The following is a 23,579-nucleotide window of genomic DNA, read 5'->3' as shown; positions in this document are numbered from 1 at the left end:
GGCCGGAACCCGGTCAACCTTGGTGGTCACCGCACTAGTCATAGATCGCCTCGATCGCCCAGTGACCGCCCGTCAGGGCGAGGAGCAGGGCCCGGCCGTCCGCGAGGCCGATCTGGAACCGGGCCCGGCGGCGCGCTTCGGCGGGGGCCCACCAGCGTTCATCCACCGGCCACGGCCCCGCCCAGCCGACAATCTCGACGCCGCCGGCGCCTCCGGTGCGGCCAGTGCCGCCAGCGCCTCCGGTGCCGCCAGCGCCTCCGGTGCGGCCGGTCCCGCCGCCTGCGGGGGTGGTGCCGATGAGAAGGCGCGCGGGCATGCCGGAGAGCTCCAGGCGGGCGCTCACCCGGACCGGCTCGCCGTCGGCGTCGAGGAGCACGGCGGGCAGCGGCTGGGGCAGCACCAGGGCGGGAGCCGGCTTGGGCAGTCGACCCGGCCACGGCGGGAGCGTGGCCAGACGCCGGGACTCCGCGTCGACCCGCCGCTGGGCGGTGCTGCGCCGGGAAGCAGCACCGCGCTGAGAAGCGGTGGTGAGCTGTGGCGGACAAGGGCGGGCGGGGGCGGGCGGGGGCGCCGGGGACGGTCCCGCTCTCCCCACGGCGGGATCGACGAACGGGAACGGGTCGGCGGGCTCGGTGCCGGGGCGGGTGGGCACCCGCTCGTCCCCCCACGGGACCATGCGCACCTGGTCGTCGGCGGACCGGCCGCCGCCCAGCACCGGGGTCACCACCGCTTCGGGGCCGAGCAGGCCCTGGATGCGGCTGAGCGCGCGGTGTGCCCGTTCCCGGTCGGCGCCGGTGTCACCCCACAGGCCGGGCTGTAGTCCGAGGTGGACGAGCACGCCGTCGGGGATCAGCCGCAGCCGGATCAGGCCGGCGGTGGGCCGGGCCGGGCCGCCGCGGCGGGCCCCGGTGAGCCAGCCGTCGAGCTGCCAGCGCACCCGTTCGGCGATGGCGGCCGCGGTGAGCATGCCGTCGTGGCGCCACACCCGGTGCAGTTCCTGCCCGTCGGCGGTGATCGCCTCGATGCCGAGCCTGGTGCAGGCCAGCCCGTACGCGGCGAGCCGCTCGTGCAGCCGCTCGGCGAGGGCGCGACCGGCGAACGCGGCCACGTCGACGCGTTCCAGCGGTTCGTCGTACTCCTGGGTGACGTCCAGGTCCGGCGGCGGCTTACGGACCGCCAGCGGCCGGTGGTCGAAGCCCGCCGCCCACCGGTGCGCGAGCGCCCCGTCGAAGCCGAACCGGGTCAGCACGTCCCCGGCCGGCAGGGCCGCGAAGTCGCCGAGCGTCCCGACCCCCAGCCGGCGCAGCAGGTCGGCCAGCTCCGGCCGCTCCAGCGCCTCGACCGGCACACCCGCCAGGAACGCACGGGTGCCGCCCGGCGCCACGACCTGCCCGGTACGGGCGGCGAGCCCGGCCGCGAACATCCCGTCCGCGATGCCGATCTGACTCTCCACCGCGCACTCCTGGGCGACGTGTTCGACGATCCGCTCGGCGGCCGCCTGCTCGCCACCGAAGTACCGGGCGGGCCCGCGCGCGGCCAGCGCACAGGCGCCCGGCCGGATCACCTCCACCCCCACCGCGACCTCCTCGACCGCGGCCACGACCGGCTCGAACGCGCGCGCGTCGCGCCCCGGGTCGTGTTCGACGACGGTCAGGTGCGGGCACCGGCTCTGCGCCTCGCGGCGGCGCAGCCCGCGCCGGACCCCGTCCGCGCGGGCGGACTCGGAACACGCCAGCACCCGGTTGGCGCGCAGTACCGCCACCGGTTCGGCGGCGGGCACCCCGTCCACGATCTCGGCGGCGATGACCGGCCAGTCCGGGCACCACACGAGCAGCGTCCGCGGACCGGCCGCACCGCCCCGATCGCCGGTATCGACCAGCCGGGCGCCCCTCCCGCCGGACCGGGCGGCCGGGTCGCTCATGAGTGCACCACCGCCAGCGCCGGCCGCCCGCCGTCCTGCGGACCCGGCGCGGCATCGGGAGATGACACCACGCCGACGCCCGGCAGCCACATCGTCATCCGTTTGGGACGGGCGGCGGCGCCCCGCCCCTGCGCCGTGATGGTGACCTCGCGGCGGCGCAGCCGTCCCCGCCCGGCGCCGAGGCCCTCCCAGCGCCCGTCCCGGACCTGCAGGGTGACGTCCGCGCCGTCCCAGCGGCCGTACGGCACGAGGACGCAGCCGCGCTGGCGGGCCCGGGCGGCCAGCCGGTTGGCGATGGACCCGGACACCGGGCCGGGTACGGCGACGGCGACCACGTCCACGCCGTCGATGAGGGCGGCGACCACGGTGGGCCACTCAGGACCGGGATTGGGCACGAGCGCGAGCCGGTCCAGGATGATTCCGCTCTCGGCCGCCGCAAGCGCCCCCAGCGCGGGCACGCCGACCACCGCGCACCAGGATCCGGAGCGCGAGGCCGCGGACAACAGCGCCAGCAGCAGGGAGGTGCTGCCGCAGCCGGTCATGGGGCGGCCCCCGGCGACGGCGACGGTGCTGCCCCGGCGCAGTCCCCGGCCGGGGAGCAGGCCGCTCAGCTCCGGCAGTACCGGCAGTACCCGGTGCACGCCCGGCTCGTCGGCGTCGCTGGCTGCCCGTACCAGCTCAGCCAGGGCGGCCGCACCATTGATCATGCGCCCCGCCATGCTGCCCCGCTCAAAACTCTCGACGATCGTGTGCGACCACCTCGGGAGTCCGAGGTCAGCGGCACAGGATCTGGACTGACATCTGTGACGTGTGAGCCGGGGAGCGCATCGGGGCGCAAGCCGCCTGCCCGGGGCCGCCCGGGCCGGGGAAGGCCGGACCGGGAAAGCTGGTCAGGCCGCCAAGGGTGGCTGGTAGCTCAGGCCCAGAGAGGACTCGACCACCGCGACGAACTGCTCGGCCGCGCGGAGCAGGTCGTCGGCCTCGCGTGCGGTGACGACGCGGGGAATGCCGGCCTCGGCGGCCGCCCGTTTCCCGGCACCGAGGGCGAAGTAGCCGGCCCACTCGCCGAAGTCGGGGGCGACGAGCACGAGCAGGGACCAGACACTGGTGACCCGGCTGCGCCGGCTCGGCGCGGCGGGGCGGGCGCGGGCGGCCAGCACCGCGGCGGCCGCGCGCAGGGCGGCCAGGTGCGCGGCGGCGTAGCGCAGGCCGTCGGGACGGGTCTGCGCCGCCTCGGCCAGGCCCTGCCGGGCGATGGCCAGTAGCTGAGGGGGTGTGCGATGCGGCAGCATGTGCGCCGGGACGGTGGGCGCCTCGAGCCCCGCCGTCGGCGCGTGTGCCGGCGCGGGCGTCTGCATGACACTCGACGCCGAGTGGCTCACCATGATCTCTCCTCGCGTATGTCGCATCCGACGTGCTGGTCGAACCGATCGCTGCGGAGGAAGACACAGCGGTCCAGGGCGCGCCGGCCGGATGTGGATGCTTCCCCACACCACACCCGGCCGGACGAGCCGGCGGGTTCGCCGCCCGCCGCCCGGGGGTCGAGGGCGGCGGACGACGATCCTGCCTGGTGAGGGCCGGACCCGCGAATGCCCGGACCTCGCGTGCGGCACTTCGCGGGTGCCGCACTTCGGGAGCCGAGCCGCGAATCACCGCTCCCGCGCCGCTAGGACGAACGTTCGAACCAATCGAACACCCGTTCTAACTTAGGGAGAGAGTAACACCCCCCTCCGACAAAAACGCAACATCGACGGGCCCGGCCAGGGCCGGGCCCGTCGGCGACTCCCGCACGGGCCCGGCGCCGGGGCAAAAGCACCCCGCCGCCTGGGAAAACACGGCGCAACCGGCGAAGCGGCCCGAGACCGGGAAGGGCGCGAGGGTGACTCGGCGTCAGCCGCCGACGTGGATGCCGGGGCGCTGGCCCGGGTCCGGCTCGCTGGCCCGGATGATCTCGCGTACCACCGGGGCGGTGTCCCCGCGGCCGAGCAGCAGATACCGGAGCAGGTGGACCAGCGGGCGGCCCTCCGCCCACTCGAAGTAGCAGTGCGGCCGCACGCCGGTCGCGTCGCGCAGCGCCAGCAGGACGGCCGCGATCGCGTTCGGGGCGGCCGGGCTCTGGGCGCGCAGGATGCGGTGGCCCTCCACCTCGACGCCGTGCACCTTGAGCGCGTTGCTGAACGCCGACGGGTCGATCACGTCGATCTCCAGGAACAGCACGTCGGCGGCGCGGGGCACCGGGTTCATGCCGCGCTGCTCGCGTTCCTTGGCGTCGTACTCGGCGAGGTCGCCGGCCTGGCGGCGGTTGGCGACGATGTTGAGCTCGCCGTCGTGGGCGATGGAGTCGGCGATGAAGCGCCGGGCGTCGTCGTCGAACTCGATCCGCTCCGCGCGCAGCTCGGTGGTCCGGGTGACCCGCGAGATCAGCGAGATGACGATGATGGCGGCCACGAACACGGCCGAGATGGCGATGCCGTCCGGCTTCTCGATGATGTTGTCGCCCAGCGCGTACAGCAGGACCAGGGTGAGGATCGTGAAGCCGACCGTGGCGCGGCGCTGCCGGGCCCGCGCGGCGGAGATCGTCACGGCCACCGCGCCGGAGACCATCATCGCCAGGATGCCGGTGGCGTACGCCCCCGCCTGCGCGTTGACGTCCGCGCGGAACAGCAGCGTGATGCCGATGCTGACGGCCGTGTAGACCAGCACCACCGGGCGTACGGCGCGGCCCCACTCGGGGGCCATGCCGTAGCCGGGCAGGTAGCGCGGCACGATGTTGATCAGGCCCGCCATGGCGGAGGCACCGGCGAACCACAGGATCAGGACGCTGCTGATGTCGTACACCGTGCCGAACGCCTCGCCGAGCAGCTCGTGCGCCAGGTATGCCAGCGCCCGCCCGTACGCGGGGCCGCCCTCCTCGAACGCTTTGTGCGGGATCAGCACGGTGGTGACGAAGCTGGTGGCGATCAGGTAGACGCTCATGATCAGCGCGGCCACGGTGAGCAGCTTGCGGGTGTTGCGGATCCGCCGGTCGAGCCGCTGCTCGGGGGTCTTTCCCTCGGTGGCGATGAGCGGCATCATGCTGACCCCGGTCTCGAAGCCGGACAGGCCGAGCACGAGCGCCGGGAAGGCGAGGATCGACGGGCCGAGGATGGCGAAGAACCCGGTGCCGTGCTCGGTCAGCGCGTGCGTCCACGCCGAGAAGGCTCCGGGCGTACTGATCACCTCGCCGATGCCGGCCACCGTGACCACCGCGTTGAGGGCGAGGAAGACCGCGACCAGCGGGATGGCCAGGCCGACCGCCTCGTTGAAGCCCAGCAGGAACACGAAGCCGAGGACGAGCAGCAGCACGACCGTGATGAGCACGTTGCGCCCGTGCAGGAAGTCCGGAAAGACCGGATTCTCCACCATGTGCACGGTGGCGTCCGCGGCGGACAGCGTGATCGTGATGATCCACGACGTGGCGACGAAGCCCAGCAGCACCAGCACGAACAGCTTGCCGCGCCAGAACGGCAGCAGGTGCTCCAGCATGGCCACCGAGCCCTGCCCGTGCGGGCTCTCCCGCGCCACCCGCCGGTACATGGGCAGCATGCCGAACAGGGTCAGCGCCACGATGAGCAGCGTGGCCAGCGGCGACAGCGCGCCCGCCGCCAGCGCGGCGATGGCCGGCAGGTAGGACAGCGTGGAGAAGTAGTCCACGCCGGTGAGACACATCACCTTCCACCACGCCTGCGGCTGGCCGTGCCCCTCCTCCGACTCGGGCCCGGTCGGCTGAACGCGGTGCTGCAGCAGCCACCGGCCCACCGCATGCTTGGGCGGCGGCACGGCATCCGCACGATCTACACAGGCTGGGACATGGATATCGGTGCTCATCGGGTATCAGGATGCACCATGGGGGCGACTTCAACCCCCAAGACCCAGGGGAGGGTACGGATGACACGCACCGTCGTGGTCACGGGCGCGAGTTCCGGGGTGGGGCTGGCCGCGGCCAAGCTGTTCGCCCAGCGTGGTGACCAGGTGGTCATGGTGGGCCGCGATCCGCAGCGGCTGGCCGACGCGGTCGGGCAGGTCCGCGAGGCCGGCGGCGGCCGCGAGCCGGACGCGATGCGGGCCGACTTCGCGGTCCTCGACGACGTACGCCGGCTGGCCGACCACGTGCTCGGCGCGTACCCGAAGGTCGACGTGCTGGCCAACAACGCGGGCGGCATGACCGCCACCTACCGCCGCACCGTGGACGGCTACGAGTCGACGATCCAGGCCAACCATCTGGCGGCGTTCCTGCTGACCAGCCTGCTGCGGGAGCATCTGCGGGACGGCCGGGTGGTGAATACCGCCTCGGACGCGCACTCCCGCGGCGACCTGGACCCCGAGGACTTCGTCTCGTCGCCGGAGCGGTTCCGGATGTGGCAGGCGTACGGCAGCAGCAAGGCCGCCAACATCGCGTTCGCCGCGGAGGCCGCCCGGCGCTGGCCGGACATCGTCTCGGTGTCGTTCCATCCCGGCGTGGTGCGCAGCAACTTCGGCGACGGTCCGATGTTCCGCCTGTTCTACCGCTATGCGCCGTTCCTGACCACGCCCGAGAAGGCCGGGGCGCTGCTGGTGTGGCTGGCCACCGAGGACGGCCTGACCGACGGCGCCTACTACGTGGGGCACCGGACCGCCCGCCCGAAGGGTAAGGCCGCGGACCCGGCGGTGGCCGCCAGACTGTGGGAGACCAGCGCGAAGGCCGTCGGCTTGTAAGGAGTCCCGGTACCCTCGACCCGTGACAGGACGTAGGCCGGCGCTCGGCGTCGCGATGGTGCTCGCCTCCGGGGCGTTGTTCGCGGTCAACGGGACCGTGTCCAAGCTCGTCCTGCGTGCTGGGGTGCCCGCACCGCAGCTGACCCTGCTGCGCGCCGCGGGCGCGTTCGCCGGCCTGCTGGTCCTGAGCCTGCTGATCCCGCCCGGCCCGCGGCGGCTCACGCTGCGCCGCCACGAGATCCCCCTGCTTCTCGTGTACGGCGTGAGCGGCTTCTGCCTCGTACCCATGTTGTATTTCGTCGCGATCAGCCGGATGCCGGTCGGCATCGCCCTGCTGTTCGAATACATGGCCCCGCTGCTCGTGGCGCTGTGGGCGCGCTTCGGCCAGCACCAGCCGGTGCGCCCGCGCCTGTGGGCCGGGCTGGTGCTCAGCCTCGCCGGGCTGGGCTGTGTCGCCGAGGTCTGGGGCGACCTGAGCCTCGACGGGCTGGGGGTGGCCGCCGGGACGGGCGCGGCGGTGCTGCTGGCGTTCTACTACGTCCTGGGCGCCCGCGGCGTGCAGCAGCGCGACACGCTGTCGCTGACCACCTGGGCGTTCGCCGCGGCGGCCGCGGCGGGCCTGCTGATCCAGGCGGTCCGGCCCGGCACGGCCGACTGGAGCGCGCTGTCGCGCACCGAGGCGGGCATCCCGGTGGCGCTGCTCTGCTGCTCCGTGGTGCTGTTCGGCTCGATCGTGCCGTACATGCTGGTGGCGGGTGCCCTGCGGCACCTGCCCGCGACCAGCGTCGGCATCCTCGGCATGGTGGAGCCGGTGATCGCCGCGGCGGTCGCGTGGCTGGCGCTGGGCAGCGGGGAGGCGTTGAACGCGGCCCAGCTCGCGGGCGGCACCCTGGTGCTGGCCGGGGTCACGCTGGCCGAGACCGCCCGGATCACCCCCGAGTCCGAGCCGCTCTCCCCCGAACCGCTGGCGACCGCGGCCCGACCCGGCGAAGCCTGACCTTGATGCGAACCGGCTATCCGCTTGCACGACGGCGTCCACATCCTTGCCGAGCAGCGGACAGCCGGGTGAAATCAGACCGCCGATGACCGCATCGCACGGCAGAATGGCCCGGTGGAAAACCATCCGAACGTGCAGGCCGTGCGGGATGCGCTGCAAGCCGCGGACGCACGCACCGCAGACGGCGAGATCCCCGACGTGGTCGTCCTCGATGAGGCCGTGCACACCGCGGCAGCAGCCGCCGCGGCGCTGGGTGTCGAGATCGGACAGATCGCCAACTCGCTGATCTTCGACGCGGACGGCGAGCCGCTGCTCGTGCTCACCTCGGGGGCGCACCGGGTCGACACGGCGAAGGTCGCAGCCGGGCTGGGGATCGCCAGGCTGCGCCGGGCCACACCGGAATTCGTCCGGGAACGCACCGGGCAGGCGATCGGCGGCGTCGCTCCGGTGGGGCACCCGAAACCGGTGCGCACCCTGGTCGACACGGCCCTCGCGCAGTACCCGGTGATCTGGGCCGCGGGCGGGGTGCCGCGCGCGGTCTTCCCCACCACGTACGCGGAACTGCTGCGCGTCACCGCCGGGACGGCCGCAGACGTCGCGTAGCGGGTCAGCCGGTCCGTTGCGCGATGAAGACGTACTCGCGGCCCGGCCGGTCGGGCGCTTCCCGTACCTCGTGGACCTGGAATCCGTGTGCGGCCAGGCTGTCTTCCACCTCGTCGCGGTCGCGGAACCGCAAGGTGGAGTCAGAGGTGACGACCGCCCCGTCGGTCATGAAGCGATAGGTGTGGCGGAAGGAGACGTACGGAAGCCGGATGTCCGTGACCTCGCGGCGTTGCTCCACGCGTCCGACGCCGGGGATGTCCAGAACCGTGTGCGCGTCGTCGGTCTGCCAGTCCTCCCATGCTCGACGCTCGGGCCTCCTGGTCTCGAACACCAGGTGGCCGCCCGGGCGCAGCGCGGTGCGAACACCCGTGAGCGTCCGGCCCCAGTCCTCGTCGGCGAGGAAGACCTGCGCCACGTTTCCCGTCATCAAGGCCAGTTCAACCCGGGGCGCCGTCACCGACCCCACCTCGCCGTGGACCCACGTGACCCGCGCTGCCGGGTCCTTTCCCCGGGCGACGTCGAGTGATGCCTCAGCGGGGTCGACGCCGACGACGGTGCGACCGGTGGCGGCGAGCAGGACGGCGAGCGATCCGGTCCCGCACCCGACGTCCAGCACCCTGTCTGCGCCGAGTTCGTCGGCGATCCCGAGATAGGCGGTCAGGTCATCACGGTCGCCGTCGAACGCGTCGTAGATCGGCGCGAGGCGGGCGTGGGCAAAGATCGCGTCAGGCACGGGTAGCCACTCTGTCAAACCGGGTCCCGTGCCGGAAACCAGTAGGCAACACTCTTTTCACATTCTTCGATCTGCGCTAGCGTCATTGGGAGCGCTCCCATCCCCCTTGTCTCAGGGAGCCCCCCCCCAACCGCTAGGAGCGTCATGAGACACGCCCTCCGCGCCGCCCTCACCGCCTGTCTGCTCACCGCCGGTTCGCTGACCGCGATCGCACTCGCCCTGCCGGCACAGGCCGACACCCGGATCTGCGAGCAGTTCGGCTCGACGAGCATCGGCGGCCGATACGTCGTGATGAACAACCGCTGGGGCACCTCGGCCCGAGCAGTGCATCACCGTCACCGCGACCGGCTTCGCCATCGCCAGCCAGCAGGGGGTCGGCAACACCAGCGGCGCCCCGGTGTCGTACCCGGCGGTCTACTACGGCTGCCACTACACCAACTGCTCGCCGGGCACGAACCTGCCGCTGCGGGTCGACCAGATCACCAGCGCGACCAGCACCATCGAGTACGGCTTCGTCGGCGGCGCCACGTACGACGCCGCGTACGACATCTGGCTCGATCCGGCGCCGAAGACCGACGGCGTGAACCAGCAGGAGATCATGATCTGGTTCAACCGCCAGGGCGCCATCCAGCCGATCGGATCCGTCGTCGGCAACGCCACGATCGGCGGCCGCAAGTGGGAGGTCTGGCGCGGCAACAACGGCCAGAACGAGGTCATGAGCTACGTCGCCCCGGCCCCGATCACCACCCTGGGATTCAGCGTGCTGGACTTCATCACCGACGTACGCAACCGTGGCGCCATCACCAGCGCCTGGTACCTGACCAGCATCCAGGCCGGGTTCGAACCGTGGATCGGCGGCGCCGGGCTCGCGGTCAAGTCCTTCTCGGCCACAGTGAACGGTGGCGGCACCACACCACCCACCACCCCGCCCACCAGCGCCCCCACCACGCCACCCACCGGCGGGCCGGGCTGCACCGTCGCCTACCGGACGAACGACTGGCCGGGCGGATTCACCGCGGACGTCACCGTGACCAACACCGGGGCCAGCGCGATCGACGGCTGGTCGCTGGGCTTCAGCCTGCCCGCCGGACAGGCCGTCACCCAGGCATGGAACGCGACCCTGTCCCCCACCAGCGGGGCGGTCACCGCACGCAACCTGTCCTACAACGGCAGTATCTCCGCCGGCGGCAGCCAGTCGTTCGGGTTCCAGGGCACCTACGCCGGTGCCTTCGCCACCCCGGCGGCGTTCACACTCAACGGCGCCACCTGCGCCAAGGGCTGAGGGCGGCGTCTCATGCCCGCGATACGTCGTATCCTCGCGATCGACCCGAACGTGCTGACGCGGACACCACCGCACCGAGTACACCGGGCCAGCCGACGGCCGGCGCGACCGTCAGCGGCACCACGTATCAGGCGACCGGGCTGACGGCGTCCACCACGTACACGTTCTCGGTGCAGGCGCGCGATGCCGCCGGGAACCGCTCACCCACGTCCACCGAAAGGTCGGTGACCACCACGGCGGGCGGCGGTGGCGGAAGCGGCGCCTGCACCGCGATCTACCGGCGGCGCGCAACCCCTGGGGTCGCCGCCGCCGGCGACTATCCGCACACTCAGTGCCGTTCGACGATCTTCGCGGCGACCGGACGGAGCTTGTCGAGGACGGCGTCGGCCTCCGAGCCGTTGGAGCCCTTCGCGTGGACTTCGAGCACGAACACCCGCTCGCCGTGGTGCAGCACGGCGAGGGAGAACTCCTTGCCGCCGCCGCCCATCTGGTCCTTCGTCTCGTACACCGCCTTGTCCCCGAGGCCGTCGACCGGCTCCGCCTCGCTGTCGGCCCACCGGGTGAACGCCTCTTCGGTCCAGCCGTAGCCGTTGAGGTGCTGCGCCGGGTTCGACCGGGGCGCCAGCTGCTGCAACCACAGGCTCTGCTTGTCATCGGCGCGGTCCCACAGGCACAGCCGGCCGCCCGGGTTGGCCCCGTTGCGCTGAGGCTTCGGCGTCTCGCCGAGGATCGCTGCCACCTCCGCAGCCTCGACCAGGTCACATGGCGCGTTGTCGTCGCCACCCTGGTGGGCTCCGCCGTCGGCCGCGGCGGGGGGCGCGTCGGTGGAGGCGTCGTCGCACCCCGTTACGGTCAACATCGCGAGTGCCGCAGCAGCGGCCACGAGGATCTTCTTCACCCCGAGCACGGTAGGGGTGCTCGCGGATCCAGAACCATCCTCGTCGGGCAGCCTCGACGGTCGTCGACCCTGCCCATTCGGGCCGTGCTGGGCGCCCGTCCGGGACACGAGGAACGCACCACGTCAGCCCCACCACCAGAGCGTCACGAGACGCATGCCCTCCGGTATGGGTACCTGAAATGGGCGATACTGATCTGCCGCTGATCGGGTGCGCTTGCGGAGGTCCACCACCGATAGTACGGAGAACGCTACCGTGGCGGTGCACGGTCGATACGACGACGGGAGCGCTGGCTGTGCCACACGTACGACGCTTCGACCACGTCGGCCTCACGGTCGCGGATCTCGACGTGGTGACCGCCTTCTTCGTGGCGCTGGGCCTGGAGGTCGAGGGCAGGACGTTCGTCGAGGGCGAGTTCCTGGACACGGTCTGCGGCATTCCCGGCTCCCGCACCGAGATCGTCATGCTGAAGCCTCCCAACGACGGCACCCGCCTGGAGCTCGCCAGGTTCGTGCGGCCCGACTCCGTGCCGGGCTCACCGGCCGCCATGGCCAACGAGCTGGGACTGCGCAATGTGGCCTTCGAGGTCGACGACCTGCGGGCGGCGGTCGATTGGGCCGCTGCCGAGGGCTACGGGCTGGTCGGTGGCATCGGCGAGTACGAGGGCACGTGGCGGATGGCCTACGTTCGCGGACCGGAAGGGATCGTCGTCTCGCTGGCCGAACGCGTCAGCTGAGCCTGGTCCGCGCGGACGCCGGGTGGGGCTCCCGGGTTCGTGCCAGGTGGGGAACGGGACGCGTACGGCGGGGATCGAGTGGTCAGGATGAGCGCGTGCCACCGATCCCGAAGGAGTCCCCGATGACGTCCCGCACTGTCCGCGTCGCTGCCCTGGCCGTGGTGAGCCTGGGCCTTGCCCTGACCCAGCAGGCATGCGCGGGCGGAGTCACCATCGCCTCCGAGCCCTCGGCCGTCGCCCCGGCGGTGGGTGGCTCCGAGGCGCCTTCCCCCTCGGCAAGCGGCCCGGTGCGCAGCGGCGGCAGGACCGGCCAGCCGGGCACCACCAGGAACGGCGGCTCCGGCCAGGGCGGCAGCACAGTGGCGCTCTGCCGGTCGAAGGATGTGACGGTCGAGGTCACCTACCAGCCCCAGCGGGTCAGCGGGTCCACCCGCATGGGCCTGGTGGCGTTGACGAACAGCTCGGACCGGGCGTGCAAGGTGGCGGGCCGCGCGTCGATCTCGCTGGTCAACGCAGCCGGCGATGTCGTCGACGTACCCGTCAAAGAGGTCGACGAGCCCGGCGCGGCGGCCCCGATCACGCTGAAGCCCGGCCGCACCGCTTTCGAGGGCATCAAGTGGACCCTGTGCGACAAGGCCGACACCAACTGCGGCGTCGGCAATGCGATGCGTTTCAACCTGGAGGCGAGCACCGACGGACCCGGCGCGAAGCTCGACGGGTTCCCGTCTCCGGAGCAGAGCGGCATCACGATGAAGTCGCTGACCATCGGCACACTGCAGCCCAGTACGCAGGGCGTCGTCGCCTGGTGACCGCGGCCGGTCACGGCCGACCGGAATAATGGCGGGATGACGATGCCCTTCCCCTCGCCGACGGACCCGGCGGCGGGCCGCACCGAGGTGTTCCTGCGCTACCTCGACTTCTTCCGGGAGTCGGTGGTGTCGAAGGTGTCCGCCCTACCCTCCGACGAGCTTCGCCGGAGCCGGCTGCCATCGGGATGGACTCCGCTGGAACTGCTCAAGCACCTGCGCTATGTCGAGCTGCGCTGGATCGAGTGGGGTTTTCAAGGGCAGCCGGTCGAGGAACCGTGGGGCGACCGGCGCGACGACCGGTGGTACGTCGCCCCCGACGAGACGTGCGATGCTCTGGTGACGGCGCTACGCACCCAGGGTGAGCACACCCGGGTCGTGGTCGAACGTCACGACCTCGCGGCGGTGGGTGCTCCCGGCCCGCGGTGGGACGGCGCGCCACCCGCTTCGCTGGAACGGGTGCTGTTCCATCTGCTGCAGGAGTACGCCCGTCATCTCGGGCACCTCGACATCGTCGCCGAGCTCGCGGGCGGCCCGGTCGGCGAATAGACGCCGGTCAGCCGACGAGGCGGTCGAGCAGCTCGAAGGTGTCGTACGGCTGGTCGTATTCCCCTGCCGCGCGTCGCAGCCGTACGGATCCGCCGTCACTGCTGCTCACGCAGGAACCGGCAGAGCGCTTCCGCGAACATCTCCGGCGCGGTGTGCGGCGCGAAGTGTGACTGTCCGGGCAGGACCGTCCGGGCCGCCCCGGGCAGGGCATCCGCGAGCGCGTCCATGGTGGCCGGCATCGGCGCCCACGTCTGACCGCCCTGCATCAGCAGAACGGGCACGTCCAGGGCCGACCAGCGGCGGACCTCATCCGTGTCCGCGGCCATCGCCTCGAGGTCATGCAGGCATCCGACGGCTTCCGCGGCCGCCGCGGCGTCCTGAGCCGGGTCCGGTGGGCCGGCACCGGCTTCGGTGAGCGCGGCGATGATCTGCTCAGGGACGCGGGCGACATCCGCGGCGAACAAACGCGCCGCGGCGGCGACGTCACCGGCCTCGAGCAGGCTCCGGAAGCCGTCGAGCGCGGCCGCCGCCGCGGCGCCGGAGGCGAACAACGGGGGTTCGAACAGCGCCACCGAACGGATCGGAACCCCACCCGCACTCGCCGCGTGCAGAGCGACCGTGCCGCCGTAGGACCCCCCTACCACGTGGGCCGGGCCACCGGCCGCGGCAAGGACCGCGCGGAGATCAGCGACATCGTCCGCGTACGTTTTCGGGCGGCGGCAACCGTCACTCGGCGCGTACCCGCGGCGCGCGTATACCCACAGCTCGAACGCGTCACCCATCAGCGACGTGACCGGATCCCACGAGTCGAGACCGCCCGCCGAGCCGTGCACCAGCACCACCGGCACGCCATGCCCCGTGCGGCGCGCCGTCAATCGGGTCCCGTCCGCGGTCGTCACTGAAATCTCCACGCGCCAAGGCTCGCATCGCACCATGCCTGAGGCACCCGATATACCGGGCCTGACGGCAACGCGGGCGGTTCGGCGGCGGTGGCCCGGCGGTGCGTCACCACGTAGCGTGCACCTGTGAATGCCGTACCCGCGCTGGTCACGCTGCATGTGTGGCGGGTGCCGCGGCGTGCCCTCGGCGCCGCGCTGCTGCGGATGGCCCGCGAGCCGCGACGGCTGCGGGCGCTGCCCGGGGTGCGGTTCGCCAAGCTGCTCGGCACGGGCACCGGCACCGGATTCGGCCCGGCGGACGCCGACCTCACCCGGTACGCGGCCCTGGTCACCTGGGCCGAGGTCCCCGGACCAGCCGCGGTGCGCGCGGTCGACGCCGGGTGGGCGGCCGTGGCCGCCGGATCGGCGCGGCTGGACCTGACGCCCCGGTCCAGCCGCGGGCTCTGGTCCGGGGTGGCGCCGTTCGGCACGCCGGAGCCCCCCGAGTCCAGACCAGCCGGGCAAGACGACACCGGGGAGGAGGGGGCCGTGCTGGCGCTGACCCGGGCGCGGTTGCGGCCCACCCGGGCGGTGACCTTCTGGCGGGCGGTGCCGCCGGTGGTGGCCGCGCTGCACCGGGCGCCCGGGTTGCTCGCCCGGTTCGGCATCGGTGAGGCGCCGATCGGCTGGCAAGGCACGGTCACCGTGTGGCGCAGCCCGGCAGATCTCGCCGGGTTCGCGTACCGTACGCCGCAGCACCGCGCGGTGATCGCGCGGACCCCGACAGACCGGTGGTATGCGGAGGACCTGTTCGCCAGGTTCGCGGTACGCGGGATCGACGGCGACCGGGCCGTCCTGGGGTGGCGCGAGGAAGGGCGGTCGCAGCGATGAGGCTGGTGCCGTGGCAGCCGGACGATCTGCTCCGGCGGCTCGACGACGTGGTGAGCGTGTACGGCGAGGCGATGGGCTACCGCGCCGAGCTGTTGCAGACCCGGCGCGGCTACATCGGCGCGCACGCCCGCCGCCCCGGCTTCCGGGCGGTCGCCACGCTGACCACGGAGGGACGGCTGGCCGGATTCGGGTACGGCTACCTCTCCGGCCCCGGCCAGTGGTGGCACGACCAGGTGCGTACCGCGTTGGACGAGCCGGATCGCCGCCGCTGGCTCACCGACTGCTTCGAGGTGGTGGAGCTGCACGTACGCCCGAGCGCGCAGGGGCACGGGGTGGGCGCCCGCCAGCTGCGCGCCCTGCTGGCCATGGCGGCCGGGGCGACCGTGCTGCTGAGCACGCCCGAGGCCGACGAGCAGACCTCGCGGGCCTGGCGGCTGTACCGCCGGTTCGGCTTCGTCGACGTGCTGCGCGACTTCTACTTCCCTGGCGACGAGCGCGGGTTCGCGATCCTGGGCCGGGACCTGCCGCTGGCGGAGCGGGCCGCGCCCGAGGACGCCCCGGGCATCGTCGGCATCTGAGGCCGTGACAAAGCCGGATACCCGGCCGGGGCGGGCGCGCGCGCTGCCGTGGGTGCTGCTCGGCGCGCTGGTGCTGGCGCAGATCTGCTATCCGCTGACCGGCGGCGCCACCCGGGCCGGGCTCACCGTCGGCACCGTACTGCTGGGCTGCCTGCTGTCGGTGACGCATGCGCTGCTCACCCGCGGGGCGCGGGCCGCCGCCGCGCTGGTCGCCACGGCCGCCCTGGGCGGGTTCGCGGTCGAGGCGGTGGGGGTGGCCACCGGGTTCCCGTTCGGGACGTACGACTACTCCGGGCGGCTCGGGCCGCGGCTGCTCGGCGTGCCGCTGGTGATCCCGCTGGCGTGGACGTGGATGGCGTGGCCCGCATGGCTGGCCGCGCTGCGGCTGGCCCACCACCGGGCGGCGCGGATCGCCCTGGCCGCGGTGGGCCTGGCCGCGTGGGACCTGTTCCTGGATCCGCAGATGGTCGCCGAGGGCTACTGGGCGTGGCACTCCCCCACCCCCGCGCTGCCCGGCGTCGCGGGTGTCCCGGTCGGCAACTACCTGGGCTGGATCGGCTTCGCGCTGCTGCTCATGACGGCGCTGGCGGCCGCGGCGGGACCCGCCGCGGCCACCCCGGATTTCCGCGACGGTCCGATGATCGCGCTCTGGCTCTGGACGTACGCTTCGAGCGTGCTCGCGCACGCCGTCTTCCTGAACCTGCCCGCGTCCGCGCTCTGGGGCGGGGTCCTCATGGGCGTGGTGGTCGTGCCGCTGGCGGTGCGGCTGCGACGCCGGAGTCCCGCATGACCGGCCCGGTGCGGCAGCGACCGGGCAGGCCCGCATGATCGGCCCGGTGGCGCTGCTGCCGTGGCTGGCGCTGGCCGCACACACCGCGGTCAACGCCGCGCTGTTGCGCCGCCCGCCCCGGGACGCGACGACCGCCGAGCGGGTGGCGGTGCTGCTGCCCCTGCGCGACGAGGCCCACCGGGTCACCCCGTGCCTGCGGGCGCTGCTGGCCCAGGCCGGGACGGCGCGGCTGGAGGTGATCGTGCTCGACGACGGGTCCAGCGACGGAACGGCCGAGGTGGTGCGCGCGGTCGCCGGGGATCGGGTACGGCTGCTCGCCGGGGCCGAGCCGCCGCCGGGATGGCTGGGCAAGCCGTACGCGTGCGCGCAGCTGGCCGACGCCGCAGGCGACGCGGACGTGCTGGTGTTCGTGGACGCGGACGTGGTGCTGGCACCCGACGCGGTGGCCGGTGCGGTCACCGCGTTGCGCGCGGCCCGGGCGCAGCTGCTGTCCCCGTATCCGCGGATCAGTGGCGCGGGGCGGCTGGTGCAGCCACTGCTGCAGTGGTCGTGGCTGACCTTCCTGCCGCTGCGGGCGATGGAACGCTCGCCGCGGCCGTCGCTGGCCGCGGCCGGGGGTCAGTGGCTGGTCGCGGACCGGGCGGCCTACCGGCGGGCGGGCGGACACGCGGCGGTACGCGGCGAGGTGCTGGAGGACATCGCGCTGGCGCGGGCGGTGAAGCGGGCGGGCGGCCGGATCGCCCTGGCCGACGGCTCCCGCCTCGCCGACTGCCGGATGTACGACTCGTGGCGCGAGCTGTCCGACGGCTACGCGAAGTCGCTGTGGGCGTCGTTCGGCTCCCCGGCCGGGGCCGCGGCGGCCGTACTGCTGCTGACCATGCTGTACGTGGCGCCGCCGGTGGCCGCGGCAGGGTTCCTGGTGGCAGGCCGGCCACGGGCCGCGCTGTGGTGCGGGTGCGCGTACGTGCTGGGGGTGGTCGGCCGGGTGGTGTCCGCCGCCGCGACCGGCGGGCGGAGCTGGCCGGACCCGTTGGCCCATCCCCTGTCCATCGTGGTCTTCGCGGCGCTGGTGGGGCGCTCCTTCACCCGCCGCCGCCGCGGGCTGCTGAGCTGGCGTGGCCGGCCCCTGATGGAAGGCCATTCCCATGTCCGGTAGCCGGGTCGTCGTGGTCGGGGCGGGGGTCGGCGGTCTGGCCGTGGCGGCGCGGCTCGCCGCGGGCGGGCACGAGGTGGTGGTGCACGAACGGGCCGAGGTGGTCGGCGGCAAGCTGGGCCGGTACGAGCGGGACGGCTTCGTCTTCGACACCGGGCCGAGCCTGCTCACCCTGCCGCAGGTCTTCGCTGATCTGGAGCTGGGCCTGAACCCGGTGGCGCTGGACCCGGTGGTGCGGCACGTCTTCGCCGACGGCACGGTGCTGGATTCGGCGTCGGATCCGGCGGTGTTCCGGGAGCGGATCGCCGCGGCGATGGGCGCCGGGGCCGCCGCGGACTGGGACCGGTTGTGGCGGCGGGCACGGCGGATCTGGACGGCGTCGTGGCGTTCCGTGCTGCGGCGCCCGGTGTCCCCCGCGTCGCTGGCGGCGCTGTCCTGGCGGCTGGCCGACCTGCGCGCGGTGGCCCCCGGCCGGTCGCTGCGCGCGCTGGGCTACCGGCACCTGCGCGATCCGCGGCTGCGGATGCTGCTGGACCGGTACGCCACGTACGCCGGGGCGGACCCCCGCCGCGCCCCGGCCGCGCTGGCCGCCATCCCGTACGCGGAGCTGGCGTTCGGCGGCTGGTATCTGCCCGGTGGCCTGCACACCCTGGCGGACGCGCTGCTGGCCCGGTGCCGTGCGCTGGGCGTGACCGTGGTGCCGTCCTCGCCGGTGACCGCCATCCGGACAGTGCACGGCCGGGTGTCCGGGGTGGACCTGGCGGACGGCGGGGTGGCACCGGCGGACATCGTGGTGGCGAACGCGGACGCGCTGAGCGTGTACCGGGACCTGCTGCCCGACCCGGGACGCCTGGCCGGGCTGGCCGACCGCAGCCTCGCCGGTTTCGTGCTGCTGCTCGGGGTGCGCGGACGCACCCCGGCGCTGGCGCACCACACGGTCTTCTTCCCGTCCTACTACGACGCCGAGTTCGACGCGGTCTTCGGCGACCCGGGGGCCGGTCGGCCCGCCCGGCCCGCGTCGAACCCGGCGGTGTTCGTGACCAGGGCGAACGATCCGGCGACCCACCCGGACGGGGACGAGGCGTGGTTCGTGCTGGTCAACGCCCCACCGCACGGCACCGGGTGGGCGGCGGTGGACTGGCGGCGGCCGGGGCTGGCGCAGGCGTACGCCGAGCATGTGCTGATGGTGCTGGCCCGCCGCGGCCTGGACGTGCGGGACCGGTTGCGGTTCATGCAGGTGCGCACCCCGGCCGACCTGGCCGCCGCGACCGGCACCCCGGGCGGAGCCATCTACGGTACGGCGGGCTCCCTCCTGCGGCCGCGCAACCGGGGGCCGGTGGAGGGTTTGTACCTGGTCGGGGGCTCGGCACACCCCGGCGGCGGGCTGCCGATGGTGGCCCTGTCCGCCCGCATCGTCGCCGACCTGGTCGGACCTGACCCGACCTGACTGTGAGGCTGGCGGGGTCGGCTCGGCAGTGGTGAGCTGACCGCCGGCAGCGGCGGGCGGGAGCGGGACGATCGTCACTGCCGGAGGTCAGAGTGCTTGCACGCCGAGGGGCAGGGCGCCGCCCGTGCCGATGTGTTCCAGCAGGGAGGTGCGCAGGGCCGCGGCGGCGTGCGGCAGCACCGCGCGCCGGCGGTGCGCCAGGGCGATGGTGCGGCGCATCCCGGGCGGGGCGAGCGGGGTGGCCCGCAGCAGCGGCCGGTTGACCAGCACCATGCTGGGTACCAGGGCCACTCCGAGCCCGGCCTCGACGAACGCCAGCACCGCGTCCATCTCGCCGCCCTCGACCGCGAAGCGCGGGGTGAACCCGGCCCGCCGGCACGCCTGCAGCGTGACGTCGCGGATGTCGTAGCCGGGCCGGAACATCACCAGCGGGGTGTCGCGCAGGTCGGCGAGGGCGACCTGATCGTCCACCGTGGGCGGGCGGCGGTCCGAGACGGACGCGACGACGATGCTCTCGCGCAGGATCTCGGTGGCCTCCAGGGCCGGGTCGACGCCCTGCTCGGGCTGGACGATGAGGGCGAGGTCGAGCCGGTGCGCCAGCAGGTCGGCGCTGAGGTCCTGGGAGCTGCCCTCGGTGACGTGCAGCGTGATGTCGGGGTGGGCGGCGCGAAAGCCGCGCAGCACGGCCGGGACCAGGGACGAACAGAGGCTGGGGGTGGCACCGAGCCGGACCTCGCCGCGGCGCAACCCGACGATCTCCGCGACCGCGTCGCGGGCCGCGTCGGCATCCGCGAGGATCCGCAGGGCCAGCGGCAGCAACGCCTCCCCGACCTCGGTGAGGGTGACCGCGCCACGGATGCGCTCGAACAGCGGGGCACCGAGCGTGTCTTCAAGGGTGTGAATCTGCTTACTCAGTGTCGGTTGGCTCACACCGAGGGATTCCGCGGCCTGCGTGAAATGCCGACTTTGCGCCACCGCTGTGAAGTATCTGAGCTGTTGCAGCTGCATGTCTATAGCTTACGTCTATCGTTACTGTGTCGATCATGCATTGGACGAATGGTCCAGGGTCTTCCTACCGTTCCGTGCGTGGCGGTAGACACCAGAACGCGTCCCACCAAGGCGGCGGCCCCCGCGCGTCCGGCTAAGCCGGTCCGGCGCGGCGCCCGCTCCTCCGTGGCGCTCAAACTCCTCATGGCCGTGACCGGCATCCTGCTGGTGCTGTTCCTGTTCGCCCACATGGCCGGGAACCTCAAGATCTTCGTGGGCGCCGAGGCGTTCGACCATTACGCCCACTGGCTGCGCAGCCTCGGTACGCCGCTGCTGCCGGAACAGTGGTTCCTGTGGATCCAGCGCACCGCGCTGACCTTCGCGGTGCTCGGGCACATCGCCGCGGCGACCATCCTGGCCCGCCGGGCGCGCAAGGCCCGCCCGGTCCGCTACGCCCACCGCCCCAAGGTGCAGGGCAGCTACGCGGCCCGCACGATGCGCTGGGGCGGCGTGATCATCCTGCTCTTCGTGATCTACCACATCCTCGACCTGACCACGGGACACCTGAACCCGGTCGGGGACGCTGAGCACCCGCACGCGAACGTGGTGGCCGACTTCGCGCCCGGCCGCTGGTACGTGACGCTGTTCTACGCCCTCGCGGTCGTTTCCATCGGCTTCCACCTGCGGCACGGCATCTTCAGCGCCGCCCGCACGCTGGGCCAGCGCACCGCCCGCGGTGAGCGGCGCGCCCGTGCGATCGCACTCGTCCTGTCCGTCGTCCTGGTGGCCGGCTACCTGTCGGTGCCGTTCGCGGTCCTGACCGGATTGGTGAAGTGACCATGGAGTTCTGGAACGAGGGCGACCCGATCGCCGACAAGGCCGCCCCGGACGGGCCGATCGAGACCCGCTGGGAGCGCCGCAAGTTCGCCGCCAAGCTGGTCAACCCGGCGAACCGCCGGAAGCTGACGATCATCGTGGTCGGCACCGGCCTGGCCGGCGGCTCCGCGGCCGCGACGCTGGCCGAGCAGGGCTACCACGTCAAGTCCTACTGCTACCAGGACAGCCCGCGACGCGCGCACTCGATCGCCGCGCAGGGGGGCATCAACGCGGCGAAGAACTACCGGAACGACGGCGACTCCGTCTACCGGCTGTTCTACGACACGGTCAAGGGCGGCGACTTCCGCGCCCGCGAGTCCAACGTGTACCGGCTGGCCCAGGAGTCGGTGAACATCATCGACCAGGCCGTGGCGCAGGGCGTCCCGTTCGCCCGCGAGTACGGCGGTCTGCTGGACAACCGCTCGTTCGGTGGCACCCAGGTGTCCCGGACCTTCTACGCCCGGGGCCAGACGGGTCAGCAGCTGCTGCTCGGCGCCTACCAGGCCCTGGAGCGGCAGATCAGCCTCGGCAACGTCGAGATGAACGCCCGGCACGAGATGCTCGAGCTGATCATCATCGACGGCAAGGCCCGGGGCATCGTGGTCCGGGACATGGTGACCGGTGAGATCACCACCGAGATCGCGGACGCCGTGGTGCTGGCCTCCGGCGGGTACGGCAACGTGTTCTTCCTGTCCACCAACGCCAAGGGCTGCAACGTCACGGCGAGCTGGCGGGCGCACCGCAAGGGCGCGCTGTTCGCGAACCCCTGCTACACGCAGATCCACCCGACCTGCATCCCCGAGTCCGGCAGCCACCAGAGCAAGCTCACCCTGATGAGCGAGAGCCTGCGCAACGACGGCCGGGTCTGGGTGCCGAAGCGGCGGGAGGACTGCGGCAAGGCGGCCGCCGACATCGCCGAGGAGGACCGCGACTACTACCTGGAGCGAATCTACCCGTCGTTCGGCAACCTGGTGCCCCGCGACATCGCGTCGCGGGCCGCGAAGAACGTCTGCGACGAGGGCCGCGGCGTCGGCCCCGGCGGCCTCGGCGTCTACCTGGACTTCGCGGACGCCATCAGCCGGCTGGGCCGCAAGGCCGTCGAGGCCAAGTACGGCAACCTCTTCGAGATGTACCAGCGCATCACCGGCGAGGACCCGTACGAGGTGCCGATGCGCATCTACCCCGCCGTGCACTACACGATGGGCGGCCTCTGGGTCGACTACGACCTGCAGTCCACGATCCCCGGCCTGTTCGTGATCGGTGAGGCGAACTTCTCCGACCACGGCGCCAACCGGCTCGGCGCGTCCGCGCTGATGCAGGGCCTGGCGGACGGCTACTTCGTGCTGCCCAACACGATCAACAACTACCTCGCGGCCGGGCCGTTCGAAAAGATCGACGAGGGTCACGAGGAGGTCGTGGCGGCCCGTACCCAGGTCGAGGAGCGCCTCACCAAGCTGCTGGCGGTCAACGGCGACCGTACCGTCGACTCGTTCCACCGCGAGCTCGGCCACATCATGTGGGAGTACTGCGGCATGGAGCGCACCGAGGAGGGCCTGACCAAGGCCATCGGGCTGATCCGGGGCCTGCGCGACGAGTTCTGGACCCGGGTCAAGGTGCCCGGCACCGGCGAGCAGCTCAACCAGAACCTGGAGAAGGCCGGCCGGGTCGCCGACTTCCTGGAGCTGGGCGAGCTGATGTGCATCGACGCGCTGCACCGCGCCGAGTCGGCCGGTGGTCACTTCCGTGCCGAGAGCCAGACGCCGGACGGCGAGGCCCTGCGCCACGACGACCAGTTCAGCTACGTCGCGGCCTGGGAGTACGGCGGCGAGACGCCCACCCTGCACAAGGAACAGCTCGACTTCGAATACGTCCACCCGAGCACGCGGAGCTACAAGTAATGGACATCCAGGTACGGGTGTGGCGCCAGCAGGGCCCCGACGACCAGGGCCGCATGGTCACCTACGACGTCAAGGACATCTCCCCGGACGCCAGCTTCCTGGAGATGCTCGACGTCCTCAACGAGAAGCTGATCCTCGACGGCGACGACCCGGTGGCGTTCGATCACGACTGCCGTGAGGGCATCTGTGGCGCGTGCAGCATGGTGATCGACGGCGTGGCGCACGGCCCGGAGAAGGCCACCACCACCTGCCAGCTGCACATGCGCCACTTCGCCGACGGCGACACGATCGACGTCGAGCCGTGGCGGGCGGCGGCGTTCCCGGTCATCAAGGACCTGGTCGTGGACCGCAGCGCGTTCGACCGGATCATCCAGGCGGGTGGCTACATCACCGCCCCGACCGGTACGGCGCCGGACGCGCACGCCGCCCCCGTGCCGAAGGCCGACGCGGACGCCGCGTTCGAGGCGGCCACCTGCATCGGCTGCGGCGCCTGCGTCGCGGCCTGCCCGAACGGCTCGGCCATGCTGTTCACCGCGGCCAAGGTCGCGCACCTGGGCCTGATGCCGCAGGGGCAGCCCGAAAGGGACAGCCGGGTCATCGACATGGTCGCGGCGCAGGACGAGGCGGGCTTCGGCGGCTGCACCAACGCGGGCGAGTGCACCACGGTGTGCCCGAAGGGCATCCCGCTGACCCTGATCGGCCGCCTGAACAGCGACTACCGCAAGGCCCTCCGCAAGCGGTGAACACGCCCGGCTGTGGTGTTCCACTGCGGCGCTCCAGCAGTGGAACACCACAGCCCCCCGGCCGGCACGGCGCGCATCCGG

The 23,579-nt window shown here is 72.9% G+C and carries 23 protein-coding genes and 1 pseudogene; 15 read left to right on the top strand and 9 right to left on the bottom strand.

Going from position 1 to position 23,579, the window contains the following annotated elements:
- Positions 1 to 34: 34 nt before the first annotated feature.
- The 4 genes from ACMCNO_RS11220 to ACMCNO_RS11205 form a co-directional block, all read right to left on the bottom strand.
- Positions 35 to 1,921, bottom strand: coding sequence for a DNA polymerase Y family protein (locus ACMCNO_RS11220; protein ID WP_412749345.1), 1,887 nt, complete (start codon positions 1,919 to 1,921; stop codon positions 35 to 37).
- Positions 1,918 to 2,640 (bottom strand): hypothetical protein, encoded by a 723-nt coding sequence (locus ACMCNO_RS11215; protein WP_412749344.1) that lies wholly within the window; start codon positions 2,638 to 2,640, stop codon positions 1,918 to 1,920. The genes ACMCNO_RS11220 and ACMCNO_RS11215 overlap by 4 nt, the downstream gene beginning before the upstream one ends.
- 171 nt (positions 2,641 to 2,811) lie before the next feature.
- Entirely contained in the window at positions 2,812 to 3,306 is a 495-nt protein-coding gene (locus ACMCNO_RS11210; protein ID WP_412749343.1) for an SAV_6107 family HEPN domain-containing protein, read from the bottom strand.
- A 505-nt stretch (positions 3,307 to 3,811) separates the two neighbouring features.
- A complete protein-coding gene (locus ACMCNO_RS11205; RefSeq protein WP_412749342.1) occupies positions 3,812 to 5,788 on the bottom strand; it encodes an amino acid transporter in 1,977 nt (658 codons plus the stop codon).
- Between the two features lie 60 nt (positions 5,789 to 5,848).
- Between ACMCNO_RS11205 and ACMCNO_RS11200 the strand changes: the two genes are divergently transcribed.
- The 3 genes from ACMCNO_RS11200 to ACMCNO_RS11190 all read left to right on the top strand — a co-directional run bounded on the left by ACMCNO_RS11200 (position 5,849) and on the right by ACMCNO_RS11190 (position 8,255).
- Positions 5,849 to 6,655 (top strand): SDR family NAD(P)-dependent oxidoreductase, encoded by an 807-nt coding sequence (locus ACMCNO_RS11200; RefSeq protein ID WP_412749341.1) that lies wholly within the window; start codon positions 5,849 to 5,851, stop codon positions 6,653 to 6,655.
- 22 nt (positions 6,656 to 6,677) lie between these two features.
- Positions 6,678 to 7,652, top strand: coding sequence for an EamA family transporter (locus tag ACMCNO_RS11195; RefSeq protein WP_412749340.1), 975 nt, complete (start codon positions 6,678 to 6,680; stop codon positions 7,650 to 7,652).
- Positions 7,653 to 7,766: 114 nt separating this feature from the next.
- On the top strand, positions 7,767 to 8,255 hold the full coding sequence (locus ACMCNO_RS11190; RefSeq protein WP_412749339.1) for a YbaK/EbsC family protein: 489 nt from the start codon (positions 7,767 to 7,769) through the stop codon (positions 8,253 to 8,255).
- A 4-nt stretch (positions 8,256 to 8,259) separates the two neighbouring features.
- Here the strand turns inward: ACMCNO_RS11190 and ACMCNO_RS11185 are convergent, their stop codons facing one another.
- The gene (locus ACMCNO_RS11185) at positions 8,260 to 8,988 is read right to left on the bottom strand and encodes a class I SAM-dependent methyltransferase (RefSeq protein WP_412749338.1); all 729 of its coding nucleotides are present in this window, start codon (positions 8,986 to 8,988) and stop codon (positions 8,260 to 8,262) included.
- A 144-nt stretch (positions 8,989 to 9,132) separates the two neighbouring features.
- Here ACMCNO_RS11185 and ACMCNO_RS11180 point away from each other — a divergent pair.
- Positions 9,133 to 10,270: pseudogene (locus ACMCNO_RS11180) on the top strand (GH12 family glycosyl hydrolase domain-containing protein).
- 127 nt (positions 10,271 to 10,397) lie between these two features.
- Here ACMCNO_RS11180 and ACMCNO_RS11175 read toward each other — a convergent pair.
- Both ACMCNO_RS11175 and ACMCNO_RS11170 read right to left on the bottom strand, forming a co-directional pair.
- Positions 10,398 to 10,538 carry a hypothetical protein gene (locus tag ACMCNO_RS11175; RefSeq protein ID WP_412749337.1) on the bottom strand — a complete coding sequence of 47 codons (141 nt, stop codon included), beginning with the start codon at positions 10,536 to 10,538 and terminating at the stop codon, positions 10,398 to 10,400.
- 60 nt (positions 10,539 to 10,598) lie between these two features.
- Complete coding sequence (locus ACMCNO_RS11170; protein WP_412749336.1) at positions 10,599 to 11,168, bottom strand: hypothetical protein; 570 nt, start codon at positions 11,166 to 11,168, stop codon at positions 10,599 to 10,601.
- Positions 11,169 to 11,461: 293 nt separating this feature from the next.
- On the opposite strand from ACMCNO_RS11170, the gene ACMCNO_RS11165 reads away from it, so the two are divergent.
- From ACMCNO_RS11165 to ACMCNO_RS11155, 3 genes are all read left to right on the top strand, one after another.
- Positions 11,462 to 11,902, top strand: coding sequence for a VOC family protein (locus ACMCNO_RS11165; protein WP_412749335.1), 441 nt, complete (start codon positions 11,462 to 11,464; stop codon positions 11,900 to 11,902).
- A gap of 122 nt (positions 11,903 to 12,024) precedes the next feature.
- On the top strand, positions 12,025 to 12,711 hold the full coding sequence (locus ACMCNO_RS11160; protein WP_412749334.1) for a DUF4232 domain-containing protein: 687 nt from the start codon (positions 12,025 to 12,027) through the stop codon (positions 12,709 to 12,711).
- 36 nt (positions 12,712 to 12,747) lie between these two features.
- Positions 12,748 to 13,257, top strand: coding sequence for a DUF664 domain-containing protein (locus ACMCNO_RS11155; RefSeq protein ID WP_412749333.1), 510 nt, complete (start codon positions 12,748 to 12,750; stop codon positions 13,255 to 13,257).
- Positions 13,258 to 13,352: 95 nt separating this feature from the next.
- Here ACMCNO_RS11155 and ACMCNO_RS11150 read toward each other — a convergent pair whose 3' ends face one another.
- Entirely contained in the window at positions 13,353 to 14,168 is an 816-nt protein-coding gene (locus ACMCNO_RS11150) for an alpha/beta fold hydrolase (protein ID WP_412749332.1), read from the bottom strand.
- Positions 14,169 to 14,282: 114 nt separating this feature from the next.
- On the opposite strand from ACMCNO_RS11150, the gene ACMCNO_RS11145 reads away from it, so the two are divergent.
- The 5 genes from ACMCNO_RS11145 to ACMCNO_RS11125 are packed head-to-tail and all read left to right on the top strand — an operon-like array spanning position 14,283 to position 18,994.
- Positions 14,283 to 15,026 (top strand): monooxygenase, encoded by a 744-nt coding sequence (locus tag ACMCNO_RS11145; RefSeq protein WP_412749331.1) that lies wholly within the window; start codon positions 14,283 to 14,285, stop codon positions 15,024 to 15,026.
- On the top strand, positions 15,023 to 15,604 hold the full coding sequence (locus tag ACMCNO_RS11140) for a GNAT family N-acetyltransferase (RefSeq protein ID WP_412749330.1): 582 nt from the start codon (positions 15,023 to 15,025) through the stop codon (positions 15,602 to 15,604). The genes ACMCNO_RS11145 and ACMCNO_RS11140 overlap by 4 nt, the downstream gene beginning before the upstream one ends.
- Before the next feature lie 4 nt (positions 15,605 to 15,608).
- Positions 15,609 to 16,394: a carotenoid biosynthesis protein gene (locus tag ACMCNO_RS11135; protein ID WP_412749329.1), complete on the top strand. Its 786-nt coding sequence runs from the start codon at positions 15,609 to 15,611 to the stop codon at positions 16,392 to 16,394.
- A gap of 34 nt (positions 16,395 to 16,428) precedes the next feature.
- Positions 16,429 to 17,550, top strand: a complete 1,122-nt coding sequence (locus tag ACMCNO_RS11130; RefSeq protein ID WP_412749328.1) for a glycosyltransferase — start codon at positions 16,429 to 16,431, stop codon at positions 17,548 to 17,550.
- Entirely contained in the window at positions 17,540 to 18,994 is a 1,455-nt protein-coding gene (locus tag ACMCNO_RS11125; protein WP_412749327.1) for a phytoene desaturase family protein, read from the top strand. The genes ACMCNO_RS11130 and ACMCNO_RS11125 overlap by 11 nt, the downstream gene beginning before the upstream one ends.
- A gap of 87 nt (positions 18,995 to 19,081) precedes the next feature.
- On the opposite strand, the gene ACMCNO_RS11120 is transcribed toward ACMCNO_RS11125, so the two are convergent.
- Positions 19,082 to 20,002: a LysR family transcriptional regulator gene (locus ACMCNO_RS11120; RefSeq protein ID WP_412749326.1), complete on the bottom strand. Its 921-nt coding sequence runs from the start codon at positions 20,000 to 20,002 to the stop codon at positions 19,082 to 19,084.
- 165 nt (positions 20,003 to 20,167) lie between these two features.
- Between ACMCNO_RS11120 and ACMCNO_RS11115 the strand changes: the two genes are divergently transcribed.
- Genes ACMCNO_RS11115 through ACMCNO_RS11105 form a run of 3 tightly spaced genes read left to right on the top strand, consistent with a single transcriptional unit; the run spans position 20,168 to position 23,498 of the window.
- Positions 20,168 to 20,818, top strand: coding sequence for a succinate dehydrogenase cytochrome b subunit (locus ACMCNO_RS11115; RefSeq protein WP_412753669.1), 651 nt, complete (start codon positions 20,168 to 20,170; stop codon positions 20,816 to 20,818).
- A gap of 2 nt (positions 20,819 to 20,820) precedes the next feature.
- Positions 20,821 to 22,755 (top strand): fumarate reductase/succinate dehydrogenase flavoprotein subunit, encoded by a 1,935-nt coding sequence (locus ACMCNO_RS11110; RefSeq protein ID WP_412749325.1) that lies wholly within the window; start codon positions 20,821 to 20,823, stop codon positions 22,753 to 22,755.
- On the top strand, positions 22,755 to 23,498 hold the full coding sequence (locus ACMCNO_RS11105) for a succinate dehydrogenase/fumarate reductase iron-sulfur subunit (RefSeq protein ID WP_412749324.1): 744 nt from the start codon (positions 22,755 to 22,757) through the stop codon (positions 23,496 to 23,498). The genes ACMCNO_RS11110 and ACMCNO_RS11105 overlap by 1 nt, the downstream gene beginning before the upstream one ends.
- The last annotated feature ends 81 nt before the right edge of the window (positions 23,499 to 23,579 follow it).

The sequence above is a fragment of the Krasilnikovia sp. M28-CT-15 genome, from assembly GCF_047159595.1.
GTDB lineage: Bacteria > Actinomycetota > Actinomycetes > Mycobacteriales > Micromonosporaceae > Actinoplanes.
The sequence above is the reverse complement of the archived record's forward strand: the minus strand, read 5'-3'. Positions and strand labels throughout refer to the sequence as shown.